The sequence below is a fragment of the Sphingomonas sp. IC081 genome (assembly GCF_006874585.1).
Taxonomy (GTDB): Bacteria; Pseudomonadota; Alphaproteobacteria; order Sphingomonadales; family Sphingomonadaceae; genus Novosphingobium.
In genome coordinates this window covers 40,112-66,650 of the sequence record NZ_CP029763.1, presented here as the reverse complement: position 1 = coordinate 66,650, position 26,539 = coordinate 40,112, and the positions used below count along the sequence as shown (strand labels likewise).

Annotated in this window: 25 protein-coding genes and 1 pseudogene; 23 read left to right on the top strand and 3 right to left on the bottom strand. The window is 60.0% G+C overall.

The annotated features are described in order from the left end of the window. Positions 1-265: 265 nt before the first annotated feature. Positions 266-960: pseudogene (locus tag DM450_RS22955) on the bottom strand (IS3 family transposase); the annotation flags it as partial. 330 nt (positions 961-1,290) lie between these two features. Here DM450_RS22955 and DM450_RS22950 point away from each other — a divergent pair. From DM450_RS22950 to DM450_RS22850, 21 genes are all read left to right on the top strand, one after another. Beyond that, positions 1,291-3,657: a TonB-dependent receptor gene (locus tag DM450_RS22950; protein WP_142639588.1), complete on the top strand. Its 2,367-nt coding sequence runs from the start codon at positions 1,291-1,293 to the stop codon at positions 3,655-3,657. Positions 3,658-3,680: 23 nt separating this feature from the next. Continuing rightward, entirely contained in the window at positions 3,681-4,901 is a 1,221-nt protein-coding gene (locus tag DM450_RS22945; RefSeq protein WP_008827657.1) for an aromatic ring-hydroxylating oxygenase subunit alpha, read from the top strand. Then, positions 4,894-5,247, top strand: coding sequence for a hypothetical protein (locus tag DM450_RS22940; RefSeq protein ID WP_008827656.1), 354 nt, complete (start codon positions 4,894-4,896; stop codon positions 5,245-5,247). Before DM450_RS22945 ends, DM450_RS22940 begins: the two co-directional genes overlap by 8 nt. Positions 5,248-5,272: 25 nt before the next feature. Further along, positions 5,273-5,650, top strand: a complete 378-nt coding sequence (locus tag DM450_RS22935; RefSeq protein ID WP_008827655.1) for a hypothetical protein — start codon at positions 5,273-5,275, stop codon at positions 5,648-5,650. Positions 5,651-5,661: 11 nt separating this feature from the next. Beyond that, positions 5,662-6,183 carry a nuclear transport factor 2 family protein gene (locus tag DM450_RS22930; protein WP_008827654.1) on the top strand — a complete coding sequence of 174 codons (522 nt, stop codon included), beginning with the start codon at positions 5,662-5,664 and terminating at the stop codon, positions 6,181-6,183. A 36-nt stretch (positions 6,184-6,219) separates the two neighbouring features. Continuing rightward, positions 6,220-7,440: an SRPBCC family protein gene (locus DM450_RS22925; protein ID WP_142639586.1), complete on the top strand. Its 1,221-nt coding sequence runs from the start codon at positions 6,220-6,222 to the stop codon at positions 7,438-7,440. Between the two features lie 163 nt (positions 7,441-7,603). Then, complete coding sequence (gene cynS / locus DM450_RS22920; protein ID WP_008827652.1) at positions 7,604-8,089, top strand: cyanase; 486 nt, start codon at positions 7,604-7,606, stop codon at positions 8,087-8,089. A 401-nt stretch (positions 8,090-8,490) separates the two neighbouring features. Continuing rightward, positions 8,491-8,829: a non-heme iron oxygenase ferredoxin subunit gene (locus DM450_RS22915; RefSeq protein WP_008827651.1), complete on the top strand. Its 339-nt coding sequence runs from the start codon at positions 8,491-8,493 to the stop codon at positions 8,827-8,829. Positions 8,830-9,509: 680 nt separating this feature from the next. Further along, a complete protein-coding gene (locus tag DM450_RS22910) occupies positions 9,510-10,361 on the top strand; it encodes an alpha/beta fold hydrolase (RefSeq protein WP_142639584.1) in 852 nt (283 codons plus the stop codon). A gap of 19 nt (positions 10,362-10,380) precedes the next feature. Next, the gene (locus tag DM450_RS22905; protein ID WP_142639582.1) at positions 10,381-11,304 is read left to right on the top strand and encodes a catechol 2,3-dioxygenase; all 924 of its coding nucleotides are present in this window, start codon (positions 10,381-10,383) and stop codon (positions 11,302-11,304) included. 2 nt (positions 11,305-11,306) lie between these two features. Then, positions 11,307-11,738, top strand: coding sequence for a GlcG/HbpS family heme-binding protein (locus DM450_RS22900; RefSeq protein ID WP_142639580.1), 432 nt, complete (start codon positions 11,307-11,309; stop codon positions 11,736-11,738). A 39-nt stretch (positions 11,739-11,777) separates the two neighbouring features. Beyond that, positions 11,778-13,262 carry a 2-hydroxymuconic semialdehyde dehydrogenase gene (locus DM450_RS22895; protein ID WP_142639578.1) on the top strand — a complete coding sequence of 495 codons (1,485 nt, stop codon included), beginning with the start codon at positions 11,778-11,780 and terminating at the stop codon, positions 13,260-13,262. Positions 13,263-13,266: 4 nt separating this feature from the next. Further along, complete coding sequence (locus DM450_RS22890; RefSeq protein ID WP_142639575.1) at positions 13,267-14,079, top strand: fumarylacetoacetate hydrolase family protein; 813 nt, start codon at positions 13,267-13,269, stop codon at positions 14,077-14,079. A gap of 24 nt (positions 14,080-14,103) precedes the next feature. Beyond that, positions 14,104-15,042, top strand: a complete 939-nt coding sequence (locus DM450_RS22885; protein WP_142639573.1) for an acetaldehyde dehydrogenase (acetylating) — start codon at positions 14,104-14,106, stop codon at positions 15,040-15,042. Then, positions 15,039-16,070, top strand: coding sequence for a 4-hydroxy-2-oxovalerate aldolase (dmpG, locus tag DM450_RS22880; protein ID WP_142639571.1), 1,032 nt, complete (start codon positions 15,039-15,041; stop codon positions 16,068-16,070). The genes DM450_RS22885 and dmpG overlap by 4 nt, the downstream gene beginning before the upstream one ends. A gap of 10 nt (positions 16,071-16,080) precedes the next feature. Next, on the top strand, positions 16,081-16,851 hold the full coding sequence (locus DM450_RS22875) for a 2-keto-4-pentenoate hydratase (protein WP_142639569.1): 771 nt from the start codon (positions 16,081-16,083) through the stop codon (positions 16,849-16,851). A 1-nt stretch (position 16,852) separates the two neighbouring features. Then, positions 16,853-17,065 (top strand): 2-hydroxymuconate tautomerase, encoded by a 213-nt coding sequence (locus DM450_RS22870; RefSeq protein WP_142639567.1) that lies wholly within the window; start codon positions 16,853-16,855, stop codon positions 17,063-17,065. 4 nt (positions 17,066-17,069) lie between these two features. Continuing rightward, complete coding sequence (locus tag DM450_RS22865) at positions 17,070-17,348, top strand: 2Fe-2S iron-sulfur cluster-binding protein (RefSeq protein ID WP_142639565.1); 279 nt, start codon at positions 17,070-17,072, stop codon at positions 17,346-17,348. 168 nt (positions 17,349-17,516) lie between these two features. Then, the gene (locus tag DM450_RS22860) at positions 17,517-18,752 is read left to right on the top strand and encodes an NAD(P)/FAD-dependent oxidoreductase (protein ID WP_260610688.1); all 1,236 of its coding nucleotides are present in this window, start codon (positions 17,517-17,519) and stop codon (positions 18,750-18,752) included. Positions 18,753-18,929: 177 nt separating this feature from the next. After that, positions 18,930-22,367, top strand: coding sequence for a pyruvate carboxylase (locus tag DM450_RS22855; protein WP_142639811.1), 3,438 nt, complete (start codon positions 18,930-18,932; stop codon positions 22,365-22,367). 248 nt (positions 22,368-22,615) lie between these two features. Further along, complete coding sequence (locus DM450_RS22850) at positions 22,616-22,771, top strand: hypothetical protein (protein WP_185928865.1); 156 nt, start codon at positions 22,616-22,618, stop codon at positions 22,769-22,771. A gap of 49 nt (positions 22,772-22,820) precedes the next feature. On the opposite strand, the gene DM450_RS22845 is transcribed toward DM450_RS22850, so the two are convergent. Continuing rightward, positions 22,821-23,855: an IS481 family transposase gene (locus tag DM450_RS22845; RefSeq protein ID WP_142639563.1), complete on the bottom strand. Its 1,035-nt coding sequence runs from the start codon at positions 23,853-23,855 to the stop codon at positions 22,821-22,823. Between the two features lie 174 nt (positions 23,856-24,029). After that, a complete protein-coding gene (locus DM450_RS22840; protein ID WP_409529378.1) occupies positions 24,030-24,248 on the bottom strand; it encodes a hypothetical protein in 219 nt (72 codons plus the stop codon). 167 nt (positions 24,249-24,415) lie between these two features. On the opposite strand from DM450_RS22840, the gene istA reads away from it, so the two are divergent. Beyond that, positions 24,416-25,672, top strand: coding sequence for an IS21 family transposase (gene istA / locus DM450_RS22835; RefSeq protein ID WP_142639561.1), 1,257 nt, complete (start codon positions 24,416-24,418; stop codon positions 25,670-25,672). Beyond that, on the top strand, positions 25,669-26,526 hold the full coding sequence (gene istB, locus DM450_RS22830; protein ID WP_142639559.1) for an IS21-like element helper ATPase IstB: 858 nt from the start codon (positions 25,669-25,671) through the stop codon (positions 26,524-26,526). The genes istA and istB overlap by 4 nt, the downstream gene beginning before the upstream one ends. Positions 26,527-26,539: the final 13 nt, after the last annotated feature.

Here is a 26,539-nt window from a genome sequence, read left to right as displayed (position 1 = left end):
CTGTTAAGCCGTGTAGGCGAAGGCGACATTTCAGCCCTCGGATGCGGATTAACCGGTTCGTGTTCCTCAACCTTCCAGCGCTACAGCCTCGGGGACCATCTCGGCGTAACGGCTTCGCCTCAATCCCCTTTACCTGCGGGCTACGTCACCCTGCCAGTTGACGGCAGGTCACCGCCGCTTGGGCTCATGCCCCCTCACAGCAGAGGGCAAGGCATTCGTTCAGTTCCTCCTTTCTCCTTTGCATTCCAGTCATATGCACCCCGGACCATCCGGGACGAGGCGCACTGTATGTCACATCGGCGCACCAGACATGGTTGGGTCGCTCGATCGCCAGCTTGCGCAGCAGGTACGGATAAACCCGGTGCTGCGGGTGCGGATCGCTCGTGCGCGGCCGCTGGTAGATCGGTGTCAGCCCCATCTTCGCCATCAACCGCCGTGCACGGCGACGACCTACCTCGTGGCCGTTGCGACGCAGGTGCCGCGCCATCTGGCGGCTGCCATACCACGGGCATTCCATGAACGTCTCGTCGATCACCGTCATCAGCGCCAGCGTCTCGTCGGTTTCCGGCACTGGTGCGTAGTAATAGGACGAGCGGCTGATCTGGAGCAGGCGGCACTGGGTCGCTATCGACAGGCGGTGAGCAGGTTCGACCATCGCTCGCCTCCGGTCCACGCTCATCGACCGAAGGCTTTCGCTAAAAAATCCCGCTCGACGACCAGTTGCCCAATCTTGGCGTGCAGCTTCTCCACCTCGCTTTCGCTGACCGCCCTGGCCGCATCACCGGCCCCGGAGAAGGTGCTCGCCATCCCGTCGATGGCCTGCCGTTTCCAGGCCGCGATCATCGTATGGTGAACGCCATGCTTGGCGGCCAGCTCCGCCAAGGTCAGGTCACCCCGGATCGCCTCCAGTGCTACCTTGGCCTTGAAATCCGCGCTGTAGCGCTTCCTCGTCGTCTTCATTCCCGTACCAATCCATCAGGTCGGGAGTAGCTTAACACCCTGTCCAGAAAACCGGCACCACCTCAAACGATCTCCTGCTCCATGGAACGACTCCTAGACGTGAACCTACAACGACCACATCATCGCACAGCTACGTTGGTGCGGAGGTCGTCCACGACATCACGTCAACACCTGCACCCATTTCACTGCCGGAAACGGATAGTATGTTTCCTAGTTCGGATAGACGGACACCATGTCTTGATTGCATAGTGACTTGAGAAATCCTTCAGGCGACGAGAAGGCGGTAACTTCTCCGGAAACATTGAAGAGGGTGGGCAGGGAGTAAACTGCATGAATGTTCTATCCGGTATTGGCGCGCTAAACGCTGGAGTCTGGTTGTGCACGACAGCCTTGGTCATGGGGGCTTGCCCTGCTTTCGCGCAAAGCGTCGCCGAGCCTCCTAGCGACCAGTCGGCTACCGAAGCTGATTCCGGCGCAGAAATCCTTGTAACAGCCAACCGCCGTGAGCAGTCGGTCCGTGACGTTGCCATGGCGGTGTCGGCCTACGGAGGCGCTGAGTTGGCCCGGCTCAACGTCGAATCCGGCGTGGACATCGTCCGGCTCACTCCCGGGGTTTTTCTGTCCAACGCTGCTGCTGGCCAGAGCCAGCAATATTCGATCCGTGGAGTGACCCAGAACGACTTCAATGATATATTCGAGGGGCCGATCGCGGTCTACTATGACGACACCTACGTGCCGTCGCTACAGGGGCAAGTGTTCGGGACCTTCGATCTTGAGCGGGTCGAAGTTCTCAAGGGACCGCAAGGCACACTGTTCGGGAAGAATGCGACCGGCGGCCTGATCCATTTCATTCCCCGTCAGCCAACGAATCAATTCGAAGGCTTCGCTGAAATTAGCTACGGCAGCTTCGACACTGTTCGGGGCGAAGGCGCGATCAGCGGCCCGCTTTCGGATGACGTGAGGGCTCGTGCCTCGGTGCTGTATTCGCGCCAGGGCAGCTACCTCCAAAACGTCTATCCAGCAGGACTCGCTTTTCCCAGCGCGCCGCCGACCCCACGTTTTGGCGAGGATCTAGGCAAGGAGGACATGCTGGCTGGACGATTGCAGATCGAAGCCGACGTCACCGATCGCCTCAATCTGAGATTGGCCGGAACGGCCGCCCGCCTGAAGCTCGGGACCGCGCCCTACACGTCGCGCGCCCTGGTTCCGGTGTTCAATGCGGCGGGGCAACATGTCGGTACGGTTGCCCCGCCGGCGGGGACGCCGGACGGCCTTGGCTTTGTCGCGCCTCTTGACCATCAGCAAACAGCATCCGATTTCGCGCGCGGCGACGGCTACTATCTGCGGTCCTATGATGTTTCACTCCACACGAATCTGGCGTTCGACGGGTTCGACCTGATTGCCGTGTCGAGCTACAAGCGCTTCGAAAAGTCGATTGCGGTCGATGTCGATGGCGGCGCGGTCAACTTCCTAGCGCTTGGCACCGCCAACAGTTCGGACAGCTTTACGCAGGAAATCCGGCTTGCAGGCGAAACCGACGGCAAGCTCAGTTGGGCGACCGGTGCGTTCTTCTCCTCAGTCAGCGCCGACTCCAATATTGGCTTCTTGGCGCCGAGAAACTCTTTGTTCGCGGAGTCCTTGGGAGCCGGTCCGGTCGGTGTGGACCTGATCAATCAGGTGACATTCAAGAATACCAACTATTCGGTGTTTGCCCAGGTGGATTATCCATTGTCCGACCACTTTAAGGTGGTGCTTGGTGGTCGCCTGATTCATGAGCGGCTTCGGTACAGTTTTGCGTCGAGCATCTTTGCCAACACGGACGATTATGCCATCGATACGGATGTGCTGCTGGTACCGGGCATTCAGCCTTCGACGAGCAATCGCGTGAACGATACCTTGTGGGCGGGGAAGTTTGCGCTCGAATATCGTAGCGGGGATGGATCGCTAATCTACGCCAGTATCAATCGCGGCGTTAAGGGCGGCGCTTTCAATGGTAAGCTGCCCGACAACAGCCCGCCGCTGCAACCTTCGGAAATCCCTTACGGCCCGGAAACCCTTTATTCTTACGAGCTAGGCGCGAAGACGGCGCTATTCGATAATCTCCTTCGCCTGAGCGCCGCCGTATTCTACTATGATTACAAGGACTATCAGACGTTCGCGCTCCAGAATGCCTCTGGCATCATCAGAAACAATGATGCCCATGTATGGGGCGCCGAGGTGGATGCCCAATTCACCATCGGCGAGCGACTGCGTGGCGGATTGGCGATGGCCTATACCAAGGCGACGGTCGAGAATGTGGCGATCGCCGCAGCGACACCGACCGCACCGGCGGTGCTGGCGGATGTCCGCCCCACCTTTTCTCCGCGTTTCCAGCTGTCAGGCAACTTGGCCTATGAACTGCCTTTTGCACCACTTGGCGGAAAGCTGTCGTTGCTTACCGATGGCTCCTACATTTCCAGCTTTTACGACAATATCCGCAACTTCGCGGGCCAGCGGCACGACGGCTACGCGCTGGTCAATGCCGGCTTAGCCTGGACCAGCGCCGACGCGGCATGGACCCTAAAGTTCTACGTGAAAAACGTCTTCGAAGCACAGTACGTCGAGACTGCGTTCGACGTTTCCACTTTGTGCGGTTGCAGCGAAATCCAGTATTCGAAGCCGCGCCGGTGGACCGTGTCGCTACGCAAGGAATTCTAGGGCTTTATGTAAGGACACTCATGATGAACGAACCGCTCAACCAGCAGCTTCATAGCCGCTATCCAAATCTCAGTCTGGAGCCGATCCCGAGCTCACGGATCTGTTCGCAAGCGTACTTCGAGAAGGAACGGGACGCCATATTTCGCAATACCTGGCTCCAGATTGCGCGGACCAGCGATTTGCCGAAACCAGGTTCCTATTTCGTCAGAGACATTCCGACTCTCTCGACTTCGGTCATTGTCACACGAACGCGCGACGGGGCACTGCACGCCTTCAAGAACGTGTGCCCTCATCGCGGCATGAAATTGTGCGTTCCCGGAACCCATACGCATAACCGGATCAACTGCCCCTTTCATGGCTGGGCATTCGATCTGAGCGGCCAGGTAGCTGGAATCCCCGGCGAAGAATATTTCTTCGACTTTGACAAGGCGGATCATGGGCTGAAGCCAGTCAATGTCGGGGAATGGTCAGACCTGGTCTTCGTGAACTTCTCGCCCGAACCCGAGCAGAGCCTGCAAGTGTTCCTTGGCGAGCTTTACGATGATTTTCATGGTTTTTTCGCAACGGATCACTGGCAGGCGGTGCGAAACTATAACTGGACTCTGGATTTCAACTGGAAGCTTTATCTGGATAGTTCGGTTGAGGGCTATCATGCAGCCTATGTCCACTTGTTCAACAATACTGGACAGGTTGCGGCAACCAATCCCGATCCGCTCTGGCTGCCCAACGACTGGGTCCGCCTGTTTAAGGATCACCGGGTGGTCGGAGTTCCGCAAAATGTAGGCGAGCGTGAGCTTGCACCGATGGAGGCGCTCGCCTTCCAGTATGGTGCCGTGGCAGCCTATAATGAAGGCGGGGTTGCGCTCCCGCCGGGAATCAACAACACAAAGTCGAAGGACTGGGCTTTCGATATTCTCGAGGTCTTTCCAAATTCGGTCTTGTTCCTGAGCGCCAATCTGTTTGGAATCATTCGCCTGTGGCCGGTCGCCGCGAACCGCACTCATTGCGAGCTCGAAGTTTACCTACCGACGGCTACCACGGCTGCGGGGCGCGTCAGCCAGGAATATGGTGTTGTCTCGCTGCGTGATGTGGTGCGCGAAGACATGAATACCGCCGTTGCGATCCAGAGCGTCGCCGAGCCTGACGGTGAGTTTGTCCTGTGTGATCAGGAAATCGCGGTCCGTCACCAGTACGAGACCATCCATAGACACGTTGAGAATTGCAGGAGTCACGCCGATGTCTGACGTCGCAAATCGGGGGGTGACCTCGAACAACCTGCCCCAAAACTTCAGAGATCTTGATCCGTGGGTGAGCGAATGGGCGCTTGGCTCGGAGCGGCAGCGGTTCGCCAAACGAACCGGCAGCACAATCGAAGAAATCAGGCCGTTTTACGATGCGGTGTCGCCGCGGATGCCGGCTGTGATGGCTTACCTAGAAAAGCTTCCGATTGAGGGGTTGACGCCTGAGGATGATGCGCTTTTGCAAATAGCGATGTCCTACGTTGAGATCTCGCGCTGCTTCGAAGCGTGGAATCAGGTCGATGTGCGCGCCGACTTCTTCAAGCCCGCAGACCTCCAAACTGATCGTTGAAAATACTGAAGGGAGTGCAGTTCCGATGAACGCTCATATGTTGCCTGAGAAATACAGGGTTCTGGAACTCTTTGCGCGCGATTGGATCCTTCCGACGCAGACCGCACGCCAAGAGAAGCGGCTTACTACGAGCATTGCGAAATTGCGAGAATTCTACGATGCCATGACACCGCTGATGACGGATATCCTTGAGGATTTCGATGCCAAGGTGCTTGAGGATCTTACCGACGAGGAAAACAACCTGCTTCAACTTAGCTATGGGCTGGCGATGGTCGCGCCGGCAATCGAGTTCTTCCATCAGCCGGCTGTCGTTTGTGGCTTCGACGCGCGCAAGTTCCTGCCCACCCACGAGGCCGTAGCGAACCGTCCGGCCATGTCGGTCGCGCGCGAGGCGTTCGTTTAAGGATTGCTGCGATGACCAGACCTATCGATGAACGCATTGCCGAACTGGAGCGGAAGATCGAGCGCCTCGACGACATTGAGGCGATCAAGCGGCTCCGCTGGCGATATTCCCGGGCCTGCGATGACGATAATAACGTCGACTTGCTGCTTCCAATGTTCACCGAGGACGCAGAGGTTGTGCTCAATCCGCCGTTTTCTGGTGCGCACAAGGGGCACGCAGCGCTGGAAGCTATGTATCGCGACAATGCCCGTGTGAACGGTGTGCGCTGGACCACGCATTATTATCTGCAACCGCTCATCAATGTCAGCGGCGACGGTCAAACAGCAGAAGCCTCGTGGTACCTTTGGGAGCCCGCAACGATGGATTTCCCCGACGCTTCCAACGAGGGGGTCTGGCTCGCCGGTGAATATTTCGACCGCTACTGCAAGATTGATGGCGAATGGAAATTTACCCGTATCGAAATCAACATCCGACTGATGGCGTCGTACGATAAAGGATGGGCCGACGGCCCGATCCGGGGTGCGCAGCGCTGAGGTCAGTATGCTCTAAAGCATTGATGGGAATTGAATATGAATATCCAAACAGCCGAATCGTGGACAAAGAAGCTGAATCTAGGCACTGGCCCAGTCAGCCCTGAGGTCTACACCGATCAGGCGCAATTCGAGCTAGAGCGTGACAAGATTTTTCGTCGCTACTGGCTGAACTTGGGTCGCGAATCCGATATCCCGAAGGCGGGTGACTACATTGTCCATGACATCCCATTCCTAAAGGTCAGTGTCCTGCTGACACGCGGGCGGGATGGAAGTATTCGCGCCTTCCACAACGCGTGCCCTCACCGCGGCAACAAGATTTGCCAAAAATTGGCCGACAAGACGTCCTTTGTGAAAACCGGCAACAAGAAGTTTTTCGTGTGCGAATTTCACGGCTGGGTGTTCAGCGACAAGGGCGATGTCGTCGACATTCCAGACGAAGAGCAGTTCTTTGACATCGATCGGCGTACTCTTGGCCTTTTGCCGATAGCCATCGATTTCTGGGAAGGCTTCATTTTCGTCAATCTCGACGAGACGCCTCACCTCACGCTCGACGAGCAACTGGGTGGCCTGAAGGAGGAACTGGCTGGCTATCCTTTCAGTACCTACAGCCCCATTTTTGGCTATGAAGGAGAGGTGGGATGTAACTGGAAGCTCAGCGTCGATTCCCAGGTCGAAGGCTATCATGCGGTTACGCTGCATCGGCGTACTCTCGGCAACTCGCTCGGCGGCCAGAAAAACCCCATGATTCACATGCTGGACTTCTCGGCATTCGGCGAAAATCATCGCCTTTCGATGCCGGCGGGAGCGAACCCGACGCGCGGCCCGATCGATGAGCTGGCGGCGAAGTATGGCCCTTCGATTCGCTCCTATAATAGTGGGCAGATCGTGGACATGCCGCGTGGGGTGAACCCCACGCGCGACAAGGAATGGGCAGCTGATATTTACTTCGTTTTCCCAAATTTCTGGATCGCGCTGTTCGACGGTCAATATCAGACCCACAATTTTTGGCCTGTCTCGGTCAGCCGCATGTATCAGCGCATCAACATGTATTCGACGGAGCCTGAAACCGCCGCCCAGGCGTTCGCCGTCGAATATGCGCGTGTCATGTCGAGCAATGTCTGGCTGGAAGATTTCAGCACGCTTGAGGACTGCCAGGCCGTAGCTGAATCCGGCGTCATTAAACAGTTTTACTTTCAGGATCAGGAAGTGCTCTGCCGCCGCTTGCACGAAACAGTTGAGCGGATCATTCGGCGATGAATGGGCGCCTTCAAACACTAACCGAAAAAGCTCGGACGGATTTAATTCACCTGTCCTGAGGGGAACGGGATAATGAGATGGGTGATGGGTAATCCTCACATTACTAGTTGTTGTTGGAGCGTATTTCTGGTTCTTGCCGAACTTTGCAATAAGGAGTAAAGCCATGAAACGCCAGGACCTCACTGAGAAGCTGCTCGACATCAAGCGTGAGAAGGGCTGGAACTGGGCACATATCTGCGAGACGATCGGCGGCGCCTCGCCCGTCCTGGTCACTGCCGGTATTCTCGGCCAAATGCGCTTCACCAGAGCGCAGGCTTCGGCTGCCGCCGAGTTGTTCGGCCTGACCGAGGCGGAGACCCGGCTGATCCAGGAGGTGCCCTATCGCGGCACCTTCACGACGCCGCCGACCGACCCGCTGGTCTATCGCTTCTATGAGCTTGTCAACATCTTCGGCACGAGTTGGAAGGAACTGATCCAAGAGGAGTTCGGCGACGGCATCATGTCGGCGATCGACTTCGACTTCGCCATGGAGCGCCTGCCCGATCCGGCGGGCGATCGTGTAAAGATCGTCATGTCGGGCAAGTTCCTCCCCTATCGCTACTATGGTGCAACCGGAAACCATCCAGTCAACGGGCTTAAAGAAGCCTAATCGAAGATAGATTTCGCCGTTGGTTTCCAAGATGTCTAGCACAATAGAGCGCGGCCTGTAATATGGAGATAGTGATTGAAACTCTAAGTCGCCAGCATCTTCAAGGGTCATGCGTCTTTTGTATATACTGGTGACATCCGCCCCTGATTGTTCATCAGTCAGAGGTAGAGTCTCGCTCTTCATGATGGTTGATTGAGGTGATGGCAACATGCCTGGGAGCATGCCCCCAAGCATGTTGGCCGGCGCTCTCGGCAGGGGTGTGCCCCGCTTCCAATATCGGACGCTGCCCTTGGACGGTCAAATTCAGAGAGGGGTGCGTCAACCGGGGGACCCTCAAACAATGGAAGGACTCTACCTCTGACTGATGAACAATCAGGGGAGCACGTCAGAGGAAAACTAATATGAAAACAATGATTCGGCTGTGCAAGGCCGCTGATGTCACAGAAGGTGAGCCTGTGGCCGTTAACCGGGACGGACTCCCCGCACTAGCTGTTTACTGTTTCGAGAATCGATACTTTGCGACAGACAACACCTGCACCCATGGCAACGCATTTCTGACCGATGGGTACCAAGATGGAATGATTATCGAATGCCCCTTCCACGGTGGAGCGTTCGATATTGGAAGCGGGGCACCGACCGCCTTCCCCTGCCAGATCGCCTTAAAGACTTATAAGGTGGTTCTGGATGACGGCTGGATAGCTATCGAAGTGCCCGACCAGGGCGGCATGGTGGAGCAATGAGTTAGGGGCTGACATAGATAGCAGATAAAGGTTATGTATGTCATATGGTTAGAGAGAGGCAGCAGGAGCTGCCTTCGGCGAGGTGTCCAGGAAGAACTGATCAAGTATTTCTGCGCTGGGGTGGCGGCGCGTGCGGCGGCGGAGATTTCGGTTGACGTGAACCTACAACGACCACATCATCGCACAGCTATGTTGGTGCGGAGGTCGTCCACGACACATACGCTGCTCTCTTTCAGAGAGACATCGATTCCGGCATAGTACTCCATGGCTGTTCCTCTCATGATGCTTGGGGCCGATCACTCGGACCCCGTTTTCAACACCATCATTCTGAGGGACAGCCACCAACCTGGCTACTCTTGAGACGCCGGCCCATTACGGCATCTAGTGGATTGATTCCAACGCTTGGTGCCCGCGCCTCGATTTGGAGGCGGAAATCGGACAGGAATTGCCGCTATTCGGATTGACGGCAATGTCGATTGTTCCGATGCTTTGCTGCATGGCGGGCCTAGATTTGAGAGGTGCGGGCGCGTCGCGCGCAGATCGCTGAAGCGGCTTCGTCGGACAGTCGGCAGACGGGGCGGTTGTCAAGACCCGGTGTCTCGAGCATTTGGACGAGAACACATGTTCTTTCGAGGCTGCCGCCTCGAAAGAACAGCGAGTAAACAGGAGGAGGCCGGTATATGAGTGTTGGCTTAACCGCCACCGATTGCCCGGAAATTGGCAAGTCCCTGACTGTCGATGGTAGTACGACCAATTATCACGACGTAGGCGCAGGCGCACCGGTTCTGCTCATCCACGGATCGGGACCGGGCGTAACCGCCTGGGCCAACTGGCGTCTCAACATGCCCGAGCTCGCCAAGCGCTTTCGCGTTATCGCTCCCGACATGTTCGGGTTCGGCTATTCGGATTCGAAGGGGCGGATCGAAAACAAGCAGATCTGGGTGGATCAGATCGTATCCCTGCTTGACTCACTGGAAATCGACAAGGTTTCGATGGTGGGCAATTCGTTCGGCGGGGGCATCACCCTGGCCTTCATGATCGCGCATCCCGATCGGGTTGATCGGGCGGTGCTGATGGGGCCGGCCGGACTGGATTTTCCGATTACCCCGGCGCTCGATCAGGTCTGGGGCTACCAGCCTTCGCTCGAGGAAATGCGCGCCTCGCTCAAGTTTCTCGCCTGGGATCATAGCCGCCTGACCGAGGATCTGATCCAGTCGCGCTACGAGGCCAGCATGCGGCCCGGTGCGCATGAGCCCTATCACGCCACCTTTGGCGGGGCCGACCGCCAGGCAAATATCGCCATGCTGGCGAGCCGAGAAGAAGACGTTGCGACGCTGCGGCATGAAACGCTGATCCTGCACGGCCTGTTCGACCAGGTCATACCGCTGGATTTCACCGTCCGCCTCGCCAGCCTGCTGCCGCGCGCCGACCTGCACGTCTTCGCCGAATGCGGCCATTGGGTGCAGATCGAACGGATGGCCAGTTTCAACCGCATGGTCGCCGAATTTTTCGAGAACGGCCTCAAGGCCTGATGGGACAAGGAGAACTGAAATGGCAGTGACCGGAGTACTTCGCCCTGGCTATGTCCAGCTGCGTGTCCTCGATCTGGATGAAGCGATTCAGCATTATCGGGATCGGATCGGGCTCAACCTGGTCAGCGTGGAGGGCGGCAAGGCCTATTTGCAGGCGTTTGACGAGTTCGATCGCCACAGCATCATCCTGCGCGAGGCGGATTCGGCCGGACTGGACCGGATGGCGTTCAAGGTCGCCAGGGACGCCGATCTCGACCACTTTGCCGAACGGCTGCTCGACATGGGTGTCCATGTCGATGTCATTGCGGCCGGGGAGGATCCCGGGGTCGGTCGTAAGATCCGGTTCAACACCCCCACGGCGCACGTCTTCGATCTTTATGCCGAGATGGAGCTGTCCGAAACCGCGCCGGCTGTCCGCAATCCCGATGTCTGGGTAGCCGAGCCGCGCGGTATGCGCGCCACCCGCTTCGATCACTGTGCGCTGAACGGCGTTGATATCTCGGCGAGCGCGAAGATCTTTGTCGAGGCGCTGGATTTCTCTGTGACCGAGGAGCTTCTGGATGAAGCAACGGGCGCGCGCATGGGGATTTTCCTCTCGTGCAGCAATAAGGCACATGACGTGGCGTTCCTGGGATACCCCGAGGATGGCCGAATTCATCACGTCTCATTCAATCTCGAATCCTGGCACGATGTCGGCCACGCGGCAGATATTATCAGCCGTTATGATATCGCGCTGGACATCGGCCCGACGCGCCACGGGATTACCCGCGGGCAGACGGTCTATTTCTTCGATCCTTCGGGCAACCGCAACGAGACCTTCAGCGGCGGCTACTTCTATTATCCCGACAACCCGCGCCGGATGTGGCAGGCCGAAAACGCCGGCAAGGCGATCTTCTATTACGAAAAGGCGCTCAACGACCGCTTCATGACGGTGAACACCTGATCATGGACGGAGTGGCGACAATCAGGACGATCGGGCACGATCTTGCGGTGAAAGCGGTCTCGGCTGCGGTCGCTGCTGGCATCGAGTGCGGTTGTCCGGTCGTCGCCGCAATCATCGGAGCAGGTGGCGAGCTGGTCGCGCTGTTGCGCGCCAGCGGCGCGCCGTTTCCCTCGACCCAGTTCGCGCAAGACAAAGCCTATACCGCCGCCAGCTTCCGGGTGCCGACGCCAGATCTGTACGAGATGATTTCCGGCAATCCGGCGCTGCGCGACGGCATCGCGGCCAAGCCAGGCATCGCAATGTTCGGCGGGGGGCTGCCGATCGACATCGGCGGCGAATGCGTCGGCGCGATCGGAGTTTCCGGTGCGAGCGAGGAGATCGACACCATCTGCGCCAACGCCGGTCTCGCCGCAATCGGCGCGACGCAGCACTGATCGCCCATCATTGAGGCAATGTGAAGAGAGAACAAGCCCATGACACCCGGAAGTACCCCTGCAGTTACCGACACGATCCTGAACTTCATCGGCGGTGCCTACCGCCGCGGGAGCACCGGCAAGACATTCGACAATTTCGCTCCGGCGACCGGACTTCGGATCGGCACTGTCCACGAAGCGAGCGAGGCCGATGTGGCTGACGCGGTGGCAGCGGCCAAGGCGGCTCTGAACGGGCCCTGGGGCAAGATGACCACGGCCGAACGGGTCAAGCTGATCACGGCCGTCGCTGCCGAAATCGAACGCCGCGCGGACGATTTCCTCGCGGCGGAAGTGGCGGATACCGGCAAGCCCCGCCATGTCGCTTCGCATATCGACATCCCGCGGGGGGCCGCGAATTTCCGGATGTTCGCCGATGTCATTTCCACCACCCCCACCGAATCGTTCGCCACGGCAACGCCCGATGGCGGGCAGGCGCTCAACTATGTGGTGCGCAAGCCCAAGGGCGTCATCGCGGTAATCTGCCCGTGGAACTTCCCCTTGCTGCTGATGACCTGGAAGGTCGGCCCGGCGCTGGCCTGCGGCAACACAGTGGTGGTCAAGCCATCGGAGGAAACCCCCCGTACTGCGGCGTTGTTGGGCGAGGTCATGAACGCGGTGGGGATGCCCGAAGGCGTCTATAACGTGGTACACGGGTTCGGGTCAGGTTCGGCCGGCGAATTCCTTACCTCCAACAAGGACGTCGATGCGATCACCTTTACCGGCGAGACCGGCACTGGTCAGGCGATCATGCAAAAGGCCGCCGTCGGGGTGCGCGACATTTCGTTCGAACTGGGTGGCAAGAATCCCGCGGTTGTCTTCGCCGATGCCAATCTCGACAAGGCGATCGAAGTGCTGTCGCGTTCGGTCTTTCTCAACACCGGGCAAGTCTGCCTCGGAACCGAGCGGGTCTATGTCGAGCGGCCGATTTTTGAGGAATTCGTCAAGCGGATGACAGCTGCGGCCAAGGGGTTCAAGCCGGGGGCGACCGGCGATCCGGCCTATCTCGGTCCGCTGATCAGCGCCGAACACCAGGAAAAGGTGCTTGGTTACTATGCGCGAGCCGTGGCCGAAGGCGCCACTGTCGTCACAGGCGGCGGAGTTCCCGCGCTTTCGGGTGACGAAGCGGGCGGTTTCTATGTCGAGCCGACCCTGTGGACGGGGCTGGCGCACGACAGTTCGGTCATGCGCGAAGAGATCTTCGGCCCGTGTTGCGGGGTGATCCCGTTCGACAGCGAAGACGAGGTGATCAGGCTGGCCAATGACACCGATTACGGTCTTTGCGCGACCATCTGGACTGAAAACCTGTCGCGCGCGCACCGGGTAGCGGCGGCGATGCAGGTTGGCGTCTGCTGGGTCAACTGCTGGTTCCTGCGCGATCTGCGCACAGCATTCGGCGGGTCCGGACATTCCGGGATCGGCCGGGAAGGCGGCGTGCACAGTCTTGAATTCTATACCGAAACCGAAAACATCTGCGTGAAGCTCTGAAACCATGACAAGCGAAACCAACATCGATCCCAAGGTCATCCAGCAGGCTGCCGAGCAGCTGCGTGGCGCAGCCGCGAGCGGCAAGCCGGTGGCGCCGATTCGCGATCTGATTTCAGCTGGTGGGGTGGATGCCGCCTATGCCGTGCAGGAGATCAATACGAGGCATTATCTCGACAGCGGCCGTCGGCTGGTGGGCCGCAAGATCGGTTTGACCTCGCTGGCGGTGCAGCGCCAGCTTGGGGTCGATCAGCCCGACTACGGAATGCTGTTTTCCGACATGGACGTGCCCGAGGGAATTCCGATCTCGCTCGATCAGGTCATCCAGCCCAAGGTCGAAGCGGAAATCGCGATCGTGATCGGCCGCGACCTGCCCTATCCCGATCTGACCACGGCCGAGATGATCCGCGCGGTCGAATATGTCGTGCCCGCGATCGAGGTGGTCGATAGCCGCGTGGCCAACTGGGACATCCGCATCTGGGATACCGTTGCCGACAACGCCTCAAGCGGGCTGTTCGTGCTGGGCGCGGTGCCGCGCAAGCTCGAAGCGCTCGATCTGCGCCAATGCGGCATGGTGATGGAAGTGAAGGGCGAACCGATCTCGGTCGGGGCGGGGATTGCCTGCCTGGGCAGCCCGATCACCGCCTCTTTGTGGCTGGCGCGGGTGATGGCGCGGGTCGGGCGTCCGCTGCTCGAAGGCGACGTGATCCTGTCGGGCGCGCTCGGGCCAATGGCCGGGGTTGCGCGCGGCGATGTCGTGGAAGCGAGAATCAACGGTGTCGGAACGGTCAGGGCAGCTTTCGCTGCCGAGGGCGACTGACGCAACCGAACGGAAAGATTGAAAATGGCCAAGATGAAATGTGCGATCATCGGCTCCGGCAACATTGGAACCGATTTGATGATCAAGCTGCTGAAGGGGTCCGACGTCCTTGAACTGGCGGCGGTGGTCGGCATCGACCCGGCCTCGGAAGGCCTTGCCATGGCGCGCGAACGCGGCGTGGCGACGACCCATGAGGGCATCGAGGGACTGCGCAACCTGCCGGTCTATCCTGAAATCGGCATCGCATTCGACGCGACTTCCGCCTACGCGCACAAGGAGCACGACGCGGCCTTGCAGCAGGACGGCAAGCTGGTCGTCGATCTGACTCCTGCGGCGATCGGGCCGTTCTTTGTCCCGCCGGTCGGCGGGGTGATCGGCAGCGAAATTCGCAACGTCAACATGGTCACCTGCGGCGGCCAGGCGACCATTCCTATCGTCGCCGCGGTATCGCGGGTGACCCCGGTCCACTACGCCGAGATCGTGGCGTCGGTGTCTTCGCGTTCGGCCGGTCCGGGAACTCGGGCCAACATCGACGAATTCACCAGGACCACGGCCAAGGCGATCGAGATGGTTGGCGGAGCAGGCCGCGGCCGGGCAATTATTATCCTCAATCCGGCTGAACCGCCGATGATCATGCGCGACACGATCTTCACCCTCACAGATCAGGTCGATGAGGAGGCAATCCGCGCCTCCGTGCAGCAAATGGTGGAAACCGTGCAATCCTATGTGCCCGGTTATCGCCTGAAGCAGGAAGTGCAGTTCGAGCGGTTCGGCTCGAACCGGCCGCTCAAGATCCCTGGCTACGGGGAATTCGCCGGACTCAAGACCAGCGTGTTCCTCGAAGTCGAGGGCGCGGGCGATTATCTGCCCAAGTATTCCGGCAACCTCGACATCATGACCGCCGCTGCCAAGGCAGCCGGCGAACGTCTCGCCCAACAGCATCTCGAGAAAGCGGCAGCATGACTTTCAATCCCGAAAACGGCAAACTCTACATCCAGGACGTTACCCTGCGTGACGGCATGCATGCCATTCTTCATATGTATGGTACCGAAAGCGTCCGCACCATCGCCAAGGCATTGGACGATGCTGGCGTCGATGCGATCGAAGTCTCGCATGGCGATGGCCTCAATGGCACCTCGTTCAATTACGGGTTCGGTGCGCACACTGACTGGGAGTGGATCGAGGCAGCCGCCGACGTGATCGAGAAGGCTGTGCTGACCACGCTGCTGGTGCCGGGGATCGGCACCGTAGAGGAACTCCGCCGCGCCTATGCGCTTGGGGTGCGCTCAGTGCGGGTGGCGACTCATTGTACCGAAGCAGACGTCGCCAAGCAACACATCGGCATCGCTCGCGACCTGGGCATGGATGTCTCTGGCTTCCTGATGATGAGCCACATGATCGATGCCGAAGCGCTGGCGCAGCAGGCCCTGCTGATGGAAGGCTATGGTGCGCATTGCGTCTATGTCACAGACAGCGGCGGGGCCTTGGACATGGACGGCGTGCGCGATCGCTTGCGGGCCTATGACCGTGTGCTCAAGCCGGAAACCCAGCGCGGCATCCACGCCCATCACAACCTAAGCCTCGGCGTCGCCAATTCGATCGTCGCGGCGCAGGAAGGGGCGGTGCGGATCGATGCCAGCCTCGCGGGCATGGGGGCAGGGGCCGGCAATGCGCCTCTCGAGGTGTTCATCGCCGCCGCTGATCGCAAGGGTTGGAACCATGGCTGCGATGTCATGGCGCTGATGGACGCGGCGGAGGACATAATCCGTCCGTTGCAGGATCGCCCGGTGCGTGTCGATCGCGAGACGCTGAGCCTCGGGTACGCTGGGGTCTATTCGAGCTTCCTGCGGCACGCTGAAAAGGCAGCCGAACAGTATGGGCTGGATACACGGGAAATCCTGATCGAACTGGGCAAGCGCCGCATGGTCGGGGGGCAGGAAGACATGATCGTCGATGTCGCGCTCGATCTCGTTTCTGCCCGCGCAGCATAGGAACATGGCAATGGACAAACTTGAGCGATACGCCGAAATCCTGGACAGCGCGGCGCTGCACGCGCGCGCGACCCCGCAGCTCACCCACAGCGATCCCAATCTGAGCGTGGTGGATGCCTACAGGGTCCAGAAGCTGTCGGTCGATCGCCGACTGGGTCGTGGCGAGCGCCGGATCGGGGTCAAGATGGGTCTGACGAGCCGCGCCAAGATGCAGCAGGTCGGGGTCGATGAGGTCGCCTGGGGGCGGTTGACCGACGCCATGCTTCTTGAGGAAGGCACGGCCTTGTCACGCGCGCGATTTGTTCACCCGCGGGTAGAGCCTGAGGTCGCGTTTCTGATGAAGTCACCGCTTTCCGGAAGGGTCACCGCTGCCCAAGCGCTGGCGGCAGTGGAAGCGATTGCTCCGGCAATGGAGATTATCGACAGCAGGTACGAGAACTTCAAGTTTGCGCTGTCAGACGTGATCGCCGACAATACCTCATCGTCTGGTCTTGTCATAGGACCGTGGAACGATCCGGCCAAGGATTTTTCCAACCTTGGGGTGATCCTCGAAATCAACGGTCAGGTGATTGAGGTCGGTTCGACTGCGGCTATTCTCGGCCATCCGTTGCGCTCGCTGGTGGCGGCCGCCCGGCTTGTCGCCGAGGCAGGCGAAGAGATTGCGGCAGGAGACATCGTCATGGCCGGCGGGATCACCGCCGCGCCCAATCTGGTGCCCGGGCAGACTGTTCGCACCACCATCCAGGGGCTGGGCGCGGTCATGTTCCAGGTAGAGGCCTAAGATGCCGATCATCGAAGTTAATATGCTCGAGGGGAGATCCCCGGACGACAAGGAGCGGCTAATTCAGGCGCTGACCGATGCCGCGATCACATCGATCGGCGCGCCGCGCGAATCCGTTCGCATCATCTTGCGTGAGATGCCGGTCGGGCATTTTGCGGTAGGCGGGCAATCCTTTGCGGCGAAGGCGGCTGCGAAGGCCGCCGGGCAAGACTAGTACCATGAACGGGCCGCATCGGATCCGGATCTTCGGCGGCGGAGAGTTCACCTGCGGAGAGGACGAGCCGGTGCTCCTCGCCATGGAACGCTGCGGTGCGGGCGATATCGGGGTTGGTTGCCGGGGCGGTGGCTGCGGGATCTGCCGGGTCAGGGTGCTCGAAGGGAATTATACAACCGGCAAGATGAGCACAGCGAAGGTGTCGGAAAGTGACCGTGAGGCGGGTTTTGCATTGGCTTGCCGACTGTTCCCGACCGGAGACTTGGTAATCGCAGTAGAATAGAATTTACAAGGGGTGGCCGTGCGCTTGGCTTGGACAGTTTGGCGCTAGCTTGCGTCGACCGTGCCGCTAGATCGGCGTTCCCCGTATGTGCTTCGATTATGCTAAACAATCCTTTTCGAGTTTGCGTTCGGAAGGCAGCTGAGAACATACCGGAACTTTAATTGGGGAGTGAGCAAGGTGCGCTCGATTGCGATAGTTGGTGCCAATCTAGCCGGTGGGCGTGCCGTCGAGGCTTTGCGGCAGGCAGGTTTTGATGGGCGGATCACTTTGATCGGCGAAGAACCGTGGCGTCCTTACGAGCGGCCGCCGCTGTCGAAGGAAGTACTGTGGGATCCGGCCAACGTTCCGGACAATTTCTTTCTGCATGACGAATCTTGGTATGAAGATAACCGCATTGATATGCGACTGGGTGTTCGCGCCGAGGCGGTAGACCTTGCGGGTGGCGGTGTCCGTCTGGCTGGCGGCGAACTGGTGTCGGCGGATCGGATACTGCTCGCCACGGGCGGCCACGCCCGAAAGCTGAACCTTGCAGGCGCCGATTGCGCGAACGTGCATTATCTGCGCACACGCGACGATGCGACACGCATGGCGCAGGACCTGCGCGCGGGGGCGAGCATAGTGATTGTCGGAATGGGTGTTATCGGCGCCGAGGTTGCCGCCAGTGCGGTCAAACTTGGCTGTAAGGTCACTGTCGTCGAGCCTATGCCGGTGCCGATGGAACGTGCGCTCGGCCGCCGTTTTGGGCAATGGCTAGGCGAGGAACACCGCAAACGGGGAGTAGTGACCCATTTCAACTGCGGAGTGACCGGCCTCAGGTTTGCTGACAACCGTGTCAACGCGGTCGAGGCGGACGATGGCACCTTGATCCCCTGTGATGCAGTAGTTGTTGGCATCGGTATAGTTCCGGCCATTTCGCTGGCCCGCGATGCGGGGATCGTGGTCAACAACGGGATCATCGTGGACCGGCGCTGCCAGACTAGTAACCCGGTGGTTTTCGCGGCGGGCGACGTCGCAGAGCAGGACGGGTTCTTCGGCGGGCGCTTCCGCCAGGAGACCTACCAGAACGCTGCCGACCAGGCGCAGGCGGGCGCCCTGGCGATGCTGGGGCATGAAGTCTCCTACTGCAAGCCGATGTGGTACTGGAGCGATCAGTTCGATCTCAACATCCAGTTCTGCGGGCAAATTCCCGTAGAAGCCGATATCGCAATTCGCGGCGAGATGGACAGCAACGCATTTGTGGCCTTCTTCCTGGCCGGTGAAACGATCGAAGGCGTACTGACGGTCAACCGCGCCCCCGACATGGGGGTGGGCAAGCGGCTCGTCGAACGGCGAGCCCGCGCCAGCGCCGCAAGCCTGGCAGACGCCAATGTTTCCTTGCGGGACTTGCTCAAGCAGGCGGGCTGACCGGCAGTTCCCTTCGTTCAGCCGATTCCTCCGCCGGAGGCGAACAGCGTCTGGCGATCGTTGCGATTCTGAGCTTTGCTTCGCTCTCGTTTATTGCGTCGGGGTCGAAGTCCTTGCTGAGCGAAGCCACAAAACAGTCTTTTCAAGCGATAGAGATGGTGTCCTCAATTGTCTAAAATCCAGATCAGGCGGATTCTTGTCGCCAACAGAAGTGAAATTGCCATCCGCATATTCAGGGCCGCCGCCGAACTCGGCATCCAGACGGTCGCGATCTATGCCGAGGAAGACAAGCTCTCACTTCATCGGTTCAAGGCTGATGAAGCCTATCATCTCGGCGACAGTATTGGTCCGATCGCGGCATATCTCGACGTGGCGAGGATCATCGAGGTCGCCAAGCAGGCGAATGTCGATGCAATCCACCCAGGTTACGGCTTCCTATCCGAAAACCCGGATTTCGCCGAAGCATGTGCCGCAGCCGGACTGACATTCATCGGCCCGGCCCCGCAGACCATGCGACAGCTTGGTGACAAGGTTTGCGCGCGCCGGATTGCCATCGAGGCAGGCGTTCCGGTCGTCCCCGCGTCCGATCCGCTGCCCGACGACGAAGTTGAAATCAGGCAGATCGCCGCAAGCATCGGCTATCCTCTCATGCTCAAGGCGAGCTGGGGCGGTGGCGGACGGGGGATGCGTCCTATCGAGGACGAAGCGGGTCTCATCGAAGCCGTGCGTTCAGGCAAGCGGGAGGCCAAGGCCGCCTTTGGTCGCGACGAGGTCTATCTTGAAAAGCTCATTCGCCACGCGCGGCACGTTGAAGTGCAGCTGCTGGGCGACAGCCGAGGCAACTTGTTCCATCTGTACGAGCGGGATTGCTCGATCCAGCGTCGCAATCAGAAGGTCATCGAACGGGCACCGGCTCCGTACCTGGACGCTGAAGCTCGGCAGGCCTTCTGCGCAGCAGCGCTCAAGATCGGCGCTGCAACTGGCTACGTGGGGGCCGGCACCGTTGAATTCCTGATGGATGAGAGCGATGGGGCTTTCTACTTCATCGAGGTTAATCCTCGTATCCAGGTCGAGCACACCGTCACCGAAATGGTGACCGGCATCGACATCGTGAAAGCGCAGATCAGGATCGCTGAGGGTGGGCGGCTTGGCGAAGCTGACGAAACCGGCGTGCCGCCGCAAGGCGAAATCAGTCTGTCCGGTCATGCCCTGCAGTGCCGCATCACCACCGAAGATCCGGCTAACAACTTCGTTCCGGACTACGGCCGGATCACCACCTACCGCGGGGCGTTTGGCTATGGTGTGCGCGTAGACGGTGGCACCGCCTATTCGGGCGCGGTGGTCACGCGCCACTACGATCCGTTGCTTGAGAAGGTCACAGTTTGGGCACCGACGCCGGGCGAAGTCGTTGCCCGGATGACACGGGCGCTACGTGAGTACCGCATTCGCGGCGTAGCGACGAATTTGGCGTTCCTCGAGAATGTGCTGACGCACCCCGACTTCGTCGCCAACCGCTACACGACAAAGTTCATCGACGACACGCCCCGACTTCTTTCGCCTGGCAAGCGGCGCGACCGTGCAACCAAGCTGCTGACCTACATCGCGGACGTGACAGTCAACGGGCACCCGGATATGAAAGACCTGCCTCGTCCGCCAGTGCACGCCCGCCCCGCCAAGGCGCCGCCAGTTTCGGGGATACCACCGGAAGGAACTAGGCAAATCCTGGAACAGCGAGGGGCAGATGGACTGGCAAAATGGATTAGGGAGCAGCCTCAGGCGCTGCTGACTGACACAACGATGCGTGATGCCCATCAGTCGTTGCTGGCCACCCGGATGCGCGGAATCGACATGGTGCAGGTGGCGGCAAGCTACGCGCAGCTGACACCACAACTACTCAGTCTTGAATGTTGGGGCGGGGCGACCTTCGACGTTGCCATGCGCTTCCTCTGGGAGGATCCTTGGGAACGCCTTGAACGTATACGGGAACGCGCGCCCAACCTGTGTACGCAAATGCTGCTGCGGGGCGCCAACGGCGTCGGCTATACGAATTATCCAGACAACGTGGTGCGCTTGTTCATCAAGGAAGCTGCACGGGGCATCGATATCTTCCGCGTGTTCGACTGCCTGAACTGGGTCGAGAACATGCGGGTCGCGATCGACGCCGTCATTGAGAGCGGCAAGGTCGCTCAAGGCGCGCTCTGCTATACTGGCGACATTCTTGACCCTGATCGCGCCAAATACGACCTCGCCTATTATGTCGACCTAGCGAAGCAACTCGAACGTTCCGGCTGCCAGATGCTCGCTGTAAAGGACATGGCCGGATTGCTCAAGCCTGCCGCCGCTTCGGCGCTGTTCAAGGTCCTCCGAGACGTCACCGACCTGCCGATCGCCCTCCATACGCACGACACGTCCGGAGCAGCTGCCGCAACGATCCTGGCGGCGATCGATGCTGGTGCCGATAGCGTGGATGCCGCCATGGACGCCATGTCCGGCAGTACGTCACAACCCTGTCTCGGCGCCATCGTCGAAGCGCTGCGTCATTCGAGCCGCGATACCGGCATCGATCCGGCGGCGATCCGTTCGCTGAGCTTGTATTGGGAAGCGGTCCGCACCCAATATGCAGCCTTCGAAAGCGATTTGACGAGCGGTGCGTCGGAAGTCTATCTGCACGAAATGCCTGGAGGCCAGTTCACCAATCTCAAGGAACAGGCGCGCAGCCTTGGCCTCGATACCCGCTGGCACGAAGTGGCCCGCGCTTACCACGATGCCAACAAGCTATTCGGGGATATCGTCAAGGTCACGCCGTCATCAAAGGTTGTGGGCGACATGGCCCTGATGATGGTCGCGCAGGATCTCACTCCGGGGGACGTGCTGGATGCGAGCCGCAAAATAGCTTTCCCGGCTTCCGTGGTGGAGATGCTTCGCGGTGACTTGGGACAGCCGCCAGGAGGTTGGCCGAAAGACATACAGGCACGCGTGCTGGGCACCGAGCAGGCAAGCACAGCGCGCCCGGGAAGTTTGCTTGGCGAACTCGACCTAGATGTAACGCGTGATCGTGCGGCGGCTGAATGTCGTAAGACTCTGAGCGACCAGGAATTCGCAAGCTATCTGATGTACCCGAAAGTCTTCGCGTCGTTCTGCGATACGACGCGACAGTTCGGCCCGATTTCCGCGCTTCCAACGCCCGTATACTTCTACGGCATGCGGCCGGGTGATGAGGTCAATGTCACCATCGAGGCCGGCAAGACACTCATCATTCGTCTGACCGCCATCGGCGAGGTCGAGGAGGATGGCACCGTTCGGGTCTTCTTCGAACTGAACGGCCAGCCCCGCATTATCACCATGGACGATCGTCGGCATGGGCAGACTCAAACCCGTCGGCGAATTGCCAATCCTGCCGACGAGAACCAGATCGCTGCGCCCATGCCGGGCCTAGTCAGTGCTCTGGTTGTCCGTCAGGGGCAAGAGGTAATGGCCGGCGAACTGATGATGACACTAGAAGCCATGAAAATGGAAACCGCCATTCTCGCACCACGCGATTGCGTGATCGGTGAATTACTGGTCCGCGCGGGCCAAGCGATCGACGCAAAGGACCTATTAATCGTGCTCGAATGACATCGCAAACGGGACTTTGAAGTGATGGGGTGGATGCCCCCGGTTTTGCAAGGGGGTTTTCTGACTTTCCTGGGCTTGGCGCTTCTATCGGTCGTGTGTCAGGCCTCTCATGGCGGCCTAATGGTGCCACGGGCCGGTATGCAGTTCGAAGGACGAAGGCCACATCGGTTCAGCGAGGTGGGCGCATCCAAAAGCCCCCTCGCCAAAGCGGCATCAGCGTGATTCATTGCGCCTGACAGGAGGCGAGGATGCGTCAGGCGGGATTGTTTGGCTTATCGGATCATTTGAAGCAGCTGTCGGCCTATGGGGATCCGCTAGAAGAGCTTGGTCGGATTGTTGACTTCGAGGTATTCCGCCCAGCGCTGGCTGCGGCGCTGGCTTATGGTGTAGAAGCTGACACTTGATCGGACAGTAGGTGTCTTCGAGTGGTCGGCGTCGACCTCTCCGGTGGGATCAGGCCGCGATCATCTTTTCCTTCGCCAGCAGCGTTGCGTCAACAAAGGTCTGCATGGGGGTTTTTCCGAAGCACCATCGGCCCTGATGCGGCCTCTGCTCGTTGTAGCTCGTAACCCATTCGTCCAGATTGGCCTGCAGCTCGGCGATGGATCGGTAGATCTTCTTGCGGAAGGCGATCCGGTAGAACTCGTTCAGCATGGTCTTGTGAAGCCGCTCGACGATGCCATTGGTCTGCGGGCTCTTGGTCTTGGTGCGGGAATGATCCACGTCCTCGACGGCCAGGTAGAGCTCGTATTCGTGATGCTCGGGGTTGCCGCAATATTCGGTGCCCCTGTCGGTCAGCACCCGCAGGAGCTTCACGTCTCGCTCGTCGAAGAAGGGGATCACGCGGTCGTTGAGCAGATCGGCGGCGGTGATCGGCGTCTTGCGGTCATAGAGCTTGGCGAAGGCCACCTTCGAGTAGGTATCGACGAAGGTCTGCTGGTAGATCCGCCCCACGCCCTTCATGTTGCCGACGTAGAAGGTGTCCTGCGCCCCGCAGTAGCCGGGACATTCGCTCTCGAACTCGCCATGGGCTTCCTTTTCGCTCTTGGCCTTTTCCAGCGCGACGAGCTGGCTTTCGGTGAGGATGATGCCCTCCTGGGCGACCTTGGCTTCCAGCGCCTTGAGGCGCTTCTTCATCGTTTCCAGATCGTGGCGCTGCCACACGCCGCGCACGCCGGCCGGCGAGATCGAATGGCCCAGCTTGCGCACCTCGTTGGCGATCCGCACCTGGCCAAAGGCCGGTTGCTCCATGGTCAACTCGAGGATGACGGCCTCGATCTGGGGCGGGGTCCGGTTGGCCAGCAGCGGTTTCCTGCGCGTCAGTTCCTGCAGCGCCATCTCGCCGCCGGTGTCGTACAACTCCTTGAAGCGGTAGAAGCTGTCGCGTGAGTAGCCCATCATCTTGCAGGCCTGGCTGACATTGCCCAACTGCTTGGCGAGCTCCAGCAGCCCGACCTTGCCGCGAATGACTTTCTGATCCTTGGTCATGGTGGTGTCCTTTGAAAAGCCGGGGCCGGGCGCTGCGTAACCCCGACCACTCCGCGCCCGGCCCCGGCAAAGCCTTGAGCCTTATGACACCGTCTGTCAGATTAAGTCAAAACTTCTACACTTATGGCGACGGTGCCAAGGGTGGCCGACCGCCCTACGATTCGGTGGGATCAATCAGACTTCGTGCCCAAAGCTTTGCGCGAACCTGTCCCAAAAGTGGCTGGTGGCACAGGCCTCCATCGCCACGATGCCGGGTACCTGCGCTTCTAGCAGCTGCTCCAGCTTCGTCCGGGTCATCACGCGGTTGTATCGAACCACCCCATCCCGATCCGCCGCGCAGACCTGGAAGCTCCGCTTCGCCAAGTCGATCGCCAGAATGTATGCGTCTGCCATCTGAACCTCCTTCGCTGGCTGTCAGTGGGCGTGTAATTCTCCGCAAAAGTGGGCTTTGAAAATTCCCTGATTGTTGGACCTGGTTGCCCAATGTGCCGGGGTTAACCCCGGCACATTGGGCAATGCCAAAATCGGCGCGATGAACCTCCTTGTGGGAGGCAGCGCCGATGATCCGACTTGGAGAAGCCATGATGATACTGGAGTTGCACCGGCAGGGACTGTCGGTGACCGCGATCGCGCGCCGAACGGGGCGCGATCCCAAGACCGTGCGCAAATACATCGAGCGGGGCGTCGAGGTTCCGGTCTACGGTCCGCGCACGACAGGCCGGCCGAGCAAGATCGCCCCCTACATGGAGTTCCTGCGCGACCGGGTGACGGCATTCCCCGACCTGACGGCCTCACGGCTGACCCGCGAGATCAGGGAGATGGGCTACATGGGCGCCTATACGGCGGTGAAGCGCTATCTGGCGGCGATCCGGCCTGAGCATGATCCCAAGCCCTACGAGGTCCGCTTCGAGACCAAGGCCGGCGTGCAAGGTCAGGTCGACTTCGCCCGTTTCGTCGTGGAATTTACCGACGAGCCCGGTGTGGCGCGTATCGTCTGGCTGTTCAGCATGGTGCTGGGCTACTCGCGTTTTATCTTCGCCCGCTATGTGCTGCATCAGGATCTGCAGACGCTGCTGCGCTGCCATATGCAAGCCTTCGAGGCGCTGGATGGTGTACCGATCGAGATTCTCTACGATCGGATGAAGACTGCGGTGACCGGCGAAGACGATCAGGGTCACATCGTCTACAACGCTTCGTTGCTGGCGCTGGCGAAGCATTACCGCTTCCAGCCCAGGGCGTGCCGACCTTACCGTGCGAAGACGAAGGGTAAGGTCGAGCGGCCGTTCCGCTACATCCGCGAGGACTTCTTCCTGGGGCGATCCTTCCGCAATATGGAGGATCTCAACGCCCAGCTCATCGACTGGCTCGACACGGTTGCCAATGTACGGGTGCATGGCACGACCCAGCGCGTGGTGGCCGAGGCCTTTGCCGCGGAGCAGGAGGAACTGCAACGCCTGCCGGACCACCGCTTCAATGCCGTGCTGAAGCTCGAACGGCGGGTCAGCCACGACGGGCTCGTAGCAGTCGGCGGCAACTATTACAGCGTGCCCGACAGAACGCGGCGGATCGTCGAGGTCGAGCAACTGCCGGACCTGATCCGCGTGATCGACCGCGGCATCGTCGTTGCCGAACACCCCGTGCTCGAAGGGCGCCGGCAATATCGTATCGACCAGCGCCATCGCACCGGGCGGCCGCAGCCGCGAACGCCGGATCGCCCCATGACGATGATCGGCCGGATCGGCGATCATGTACCGTTGCGCTCGCTGGCCATCTACGAGGCGATCGGAGCCAGCCTTGCCATGGAGGGGCGGCCATGAACGGTATTGCGCCATCCACGCGCGTTGACTCCATCCGCCGGAGCCTGGTCAGTCTCAAGATGCCCCGCGCGCTCGAGATCCTGGATGCAACCCTGCGCCGCATCGAGCAGGGCCAGATCGACGGCATTGAAGCGCTTGATGAACTGCTGGGCGAAGAACTGTCGCTACGCGAGAACCGGCGGATCAAGGCGGCCCTGCGCATGGCCCGGCTGCCTGTCGTGAAGACGCTCGCCGGCTATGACTTCTCGTTCCAGCCCTCGCTCGACAAGAACCGCATCCTGGCACTCGCCGGTCTCGACTTCATAGAACGGGCCGAGGTCGTCCATCTGCTGGGGCCGCCCGGCACCGGCAAAAGCCACATTGCTACCGCGCTCGCGGTCGAGGCAGTCCGCGCCGGCAAGGCGGTCTACTTCATCCCGCTGGCCGATCTCATCGCCCAACTTGCCAAAGCCGAGCGCGAAGGCACGCTAAGGGAGAAGATCCGGTTCCTCGCCCGCGCATCGCTGCTGGTCGTCGACGAGATCGGGTACCTGCCTGTCACACCGGGCGGCGCCAACCTGTTCTTCCAGTTGGTCAACGCCCGCTACGAAAAGGGCGCCATGATCCTCACCTCCAATCGCGGCTTCGCGGAATGGGGTGAAGTCTTCGGAGATGCCGTAGTCGCCACTGCGCTACTCGACAGGCTGCTCCACCATGCCGTCGTCATCCAGATTGAAGGCTCCAGCTACCGTATGCGTGAGCACGCTGCGCTTGTGCCCGAAAATGTGCGCAACGGCTCCACCTTCAATCCGCCACCGCCAAAACGCCGCGGCCGACCACCGACGAAGGGGAAATCCGATCCCGAATACGGCTGATCACCGACCGTCC

Coding starts and splice junctions, on each gene's coding strand:
- DM450_RS22890 (WP_142639575.1), top strand. CDS start 13,267: ATGACAAGCGAAACCAACATCGATCCCAAGGTCATCCAGCAGGCTGCC.
- DM450_RS22840 (WP_409529378.1), bottom strand. CDS start 24,248: ATGGCAGACGCATACATTCTGGCGATCGACTTGGCGAAGCGGAGCTTC.
- DM450_RS22930 (WP_008827654.1), top strand. CDS start 5,662: ATGACCAGACCTATCGATGAACGCATTGCCGAACTGGAGCGGAAGATC.
- DM450_RS22940 (WP_008827656.1), top strand. CDS start 4,894: ATGTCTGACGTCGCAAATCGGGGGGTGACCTCGAACAACCTGCCCCAA.
- DM450_RS22900 (WP_142639580.1), top strand. CDS start 11,307: ATGGACGGAGTGGCGACAATCAGGACGATCGGGCACGATCTTGCGGTG.
- DM450_RS22925 (WP_142639586.1), top strand. CDS start 6,220: ATGAATATCCAAACAGCCGAATCGTGGACAAAGAAGCTGAATCTAGGC.
- DM450_RS22945 (WP_008827657.1), top strand. CDS start 3,681: ATGAACGAACCGCTCAACCAGCAGCTTCATAGCCGCTATCCAAATCTC.
- DM450_RS22875 (WP_142639569.1), top strand. CDS start 16,081: ATGGACAAACTTGAGCGATACGCCGAAATCCTGGACAGCGCGGCGCTG.
- dmpG (WP_142639571.1), top strand. CDS start 15,039: ATGACTTTCAATCCCGAAAACGGCAAACTCTACATCCAGGACGTTACC.
- DM450_RS22950 (WP_142639588.1), top strand. CDS start 1,291: ATGAATGTTCTATCCGGTATTGGCGCGCTAAACGCTGGAGTCTGGTTG.
- cynS (WP_008827652.1), top strand. CDS start 7,604: ATGAAACGCCAGGACCTCACTGAGAAGCTGCTCGACATCAAGCGTGAG.
- DM450_RS22895 (WP_142639578.1), top strand. CDS start 11,778: ATGACACCCGGAAGTACCCCTGCAGTTACCGACACGATCCTGAACTTC.
- DM450_RS22850 (WP_185928865.1), top strand. CDS start 22,616: ATGCGTCAGGCGGGATTGTTTGGCTTATCGGATCATTTGAAGCAGCTG.
- DM450_RS22885 (WP_142639573.1), top strand. CDS start 14,104: ATGGCCAAGATGAAATGTGCGATCATCGGCTCCGGCAACATTGGAACC.
- DM450_RS22915 (WP_008827651.1), top strand. CDS start 8,491: ATGAAAACAATGATTCGGCTGTGCAAGGCCGCTGATGTCACAGAAGGT.
- DM450_RS22845 (WP_142639563.1), bottom strand. CDS start 23,855: ATGACCAAGGATCAGAAAGTCATTCGCGGCAAGGTCGGGCTGCTGGAG.
- DM450_RS22865 (WP_142639565.1), top strand. CDS start 17,070: ATGAACGGGCCGCATCGGATCCGGATCTTCGGCGGCGGAGAGTTCACC.
- DM450_RS22935 (WP_008827655.1), top strand. CDS start 5,273: ATGAACGCTCATATGTTGCCTGAGAAATACAGGGTTCTGGAACTCTTT.
- DM450_RS22910 (WP_142639584.1), top strand. CDS start 9,510: ATGAGTGTTGGCTTAACCGCCACCGATTGCCCGGAAATTGGCAAGTCC.
- DM450_RS22870 (WP_142639567.1), top strand. CDS start 16,853: ATGCCGATCATCGAAGTTAATATGCTCGAGGGGAGATCCCCGGACGAC.
- istB (WP_142639559.1), top strand. CDS start 25,669: ATGAACGGTATTGCGCCATCCACGCGCGTTGACTCCATCCGCCGGAGC.
- istA (WP_142639561.1), top strand. CDS start 24,416: ATGATCCGACTTGGAGAAGCCATGATGATACTGGAGTTGCACCGGCAG.
- DM450_RS22905 (WP_142639582.1), top strand. CDS start 10,381: ATGGCAGTGACCGGAGTACTTCGCCCTGGCTATGTCCAGCTGCGTGTC.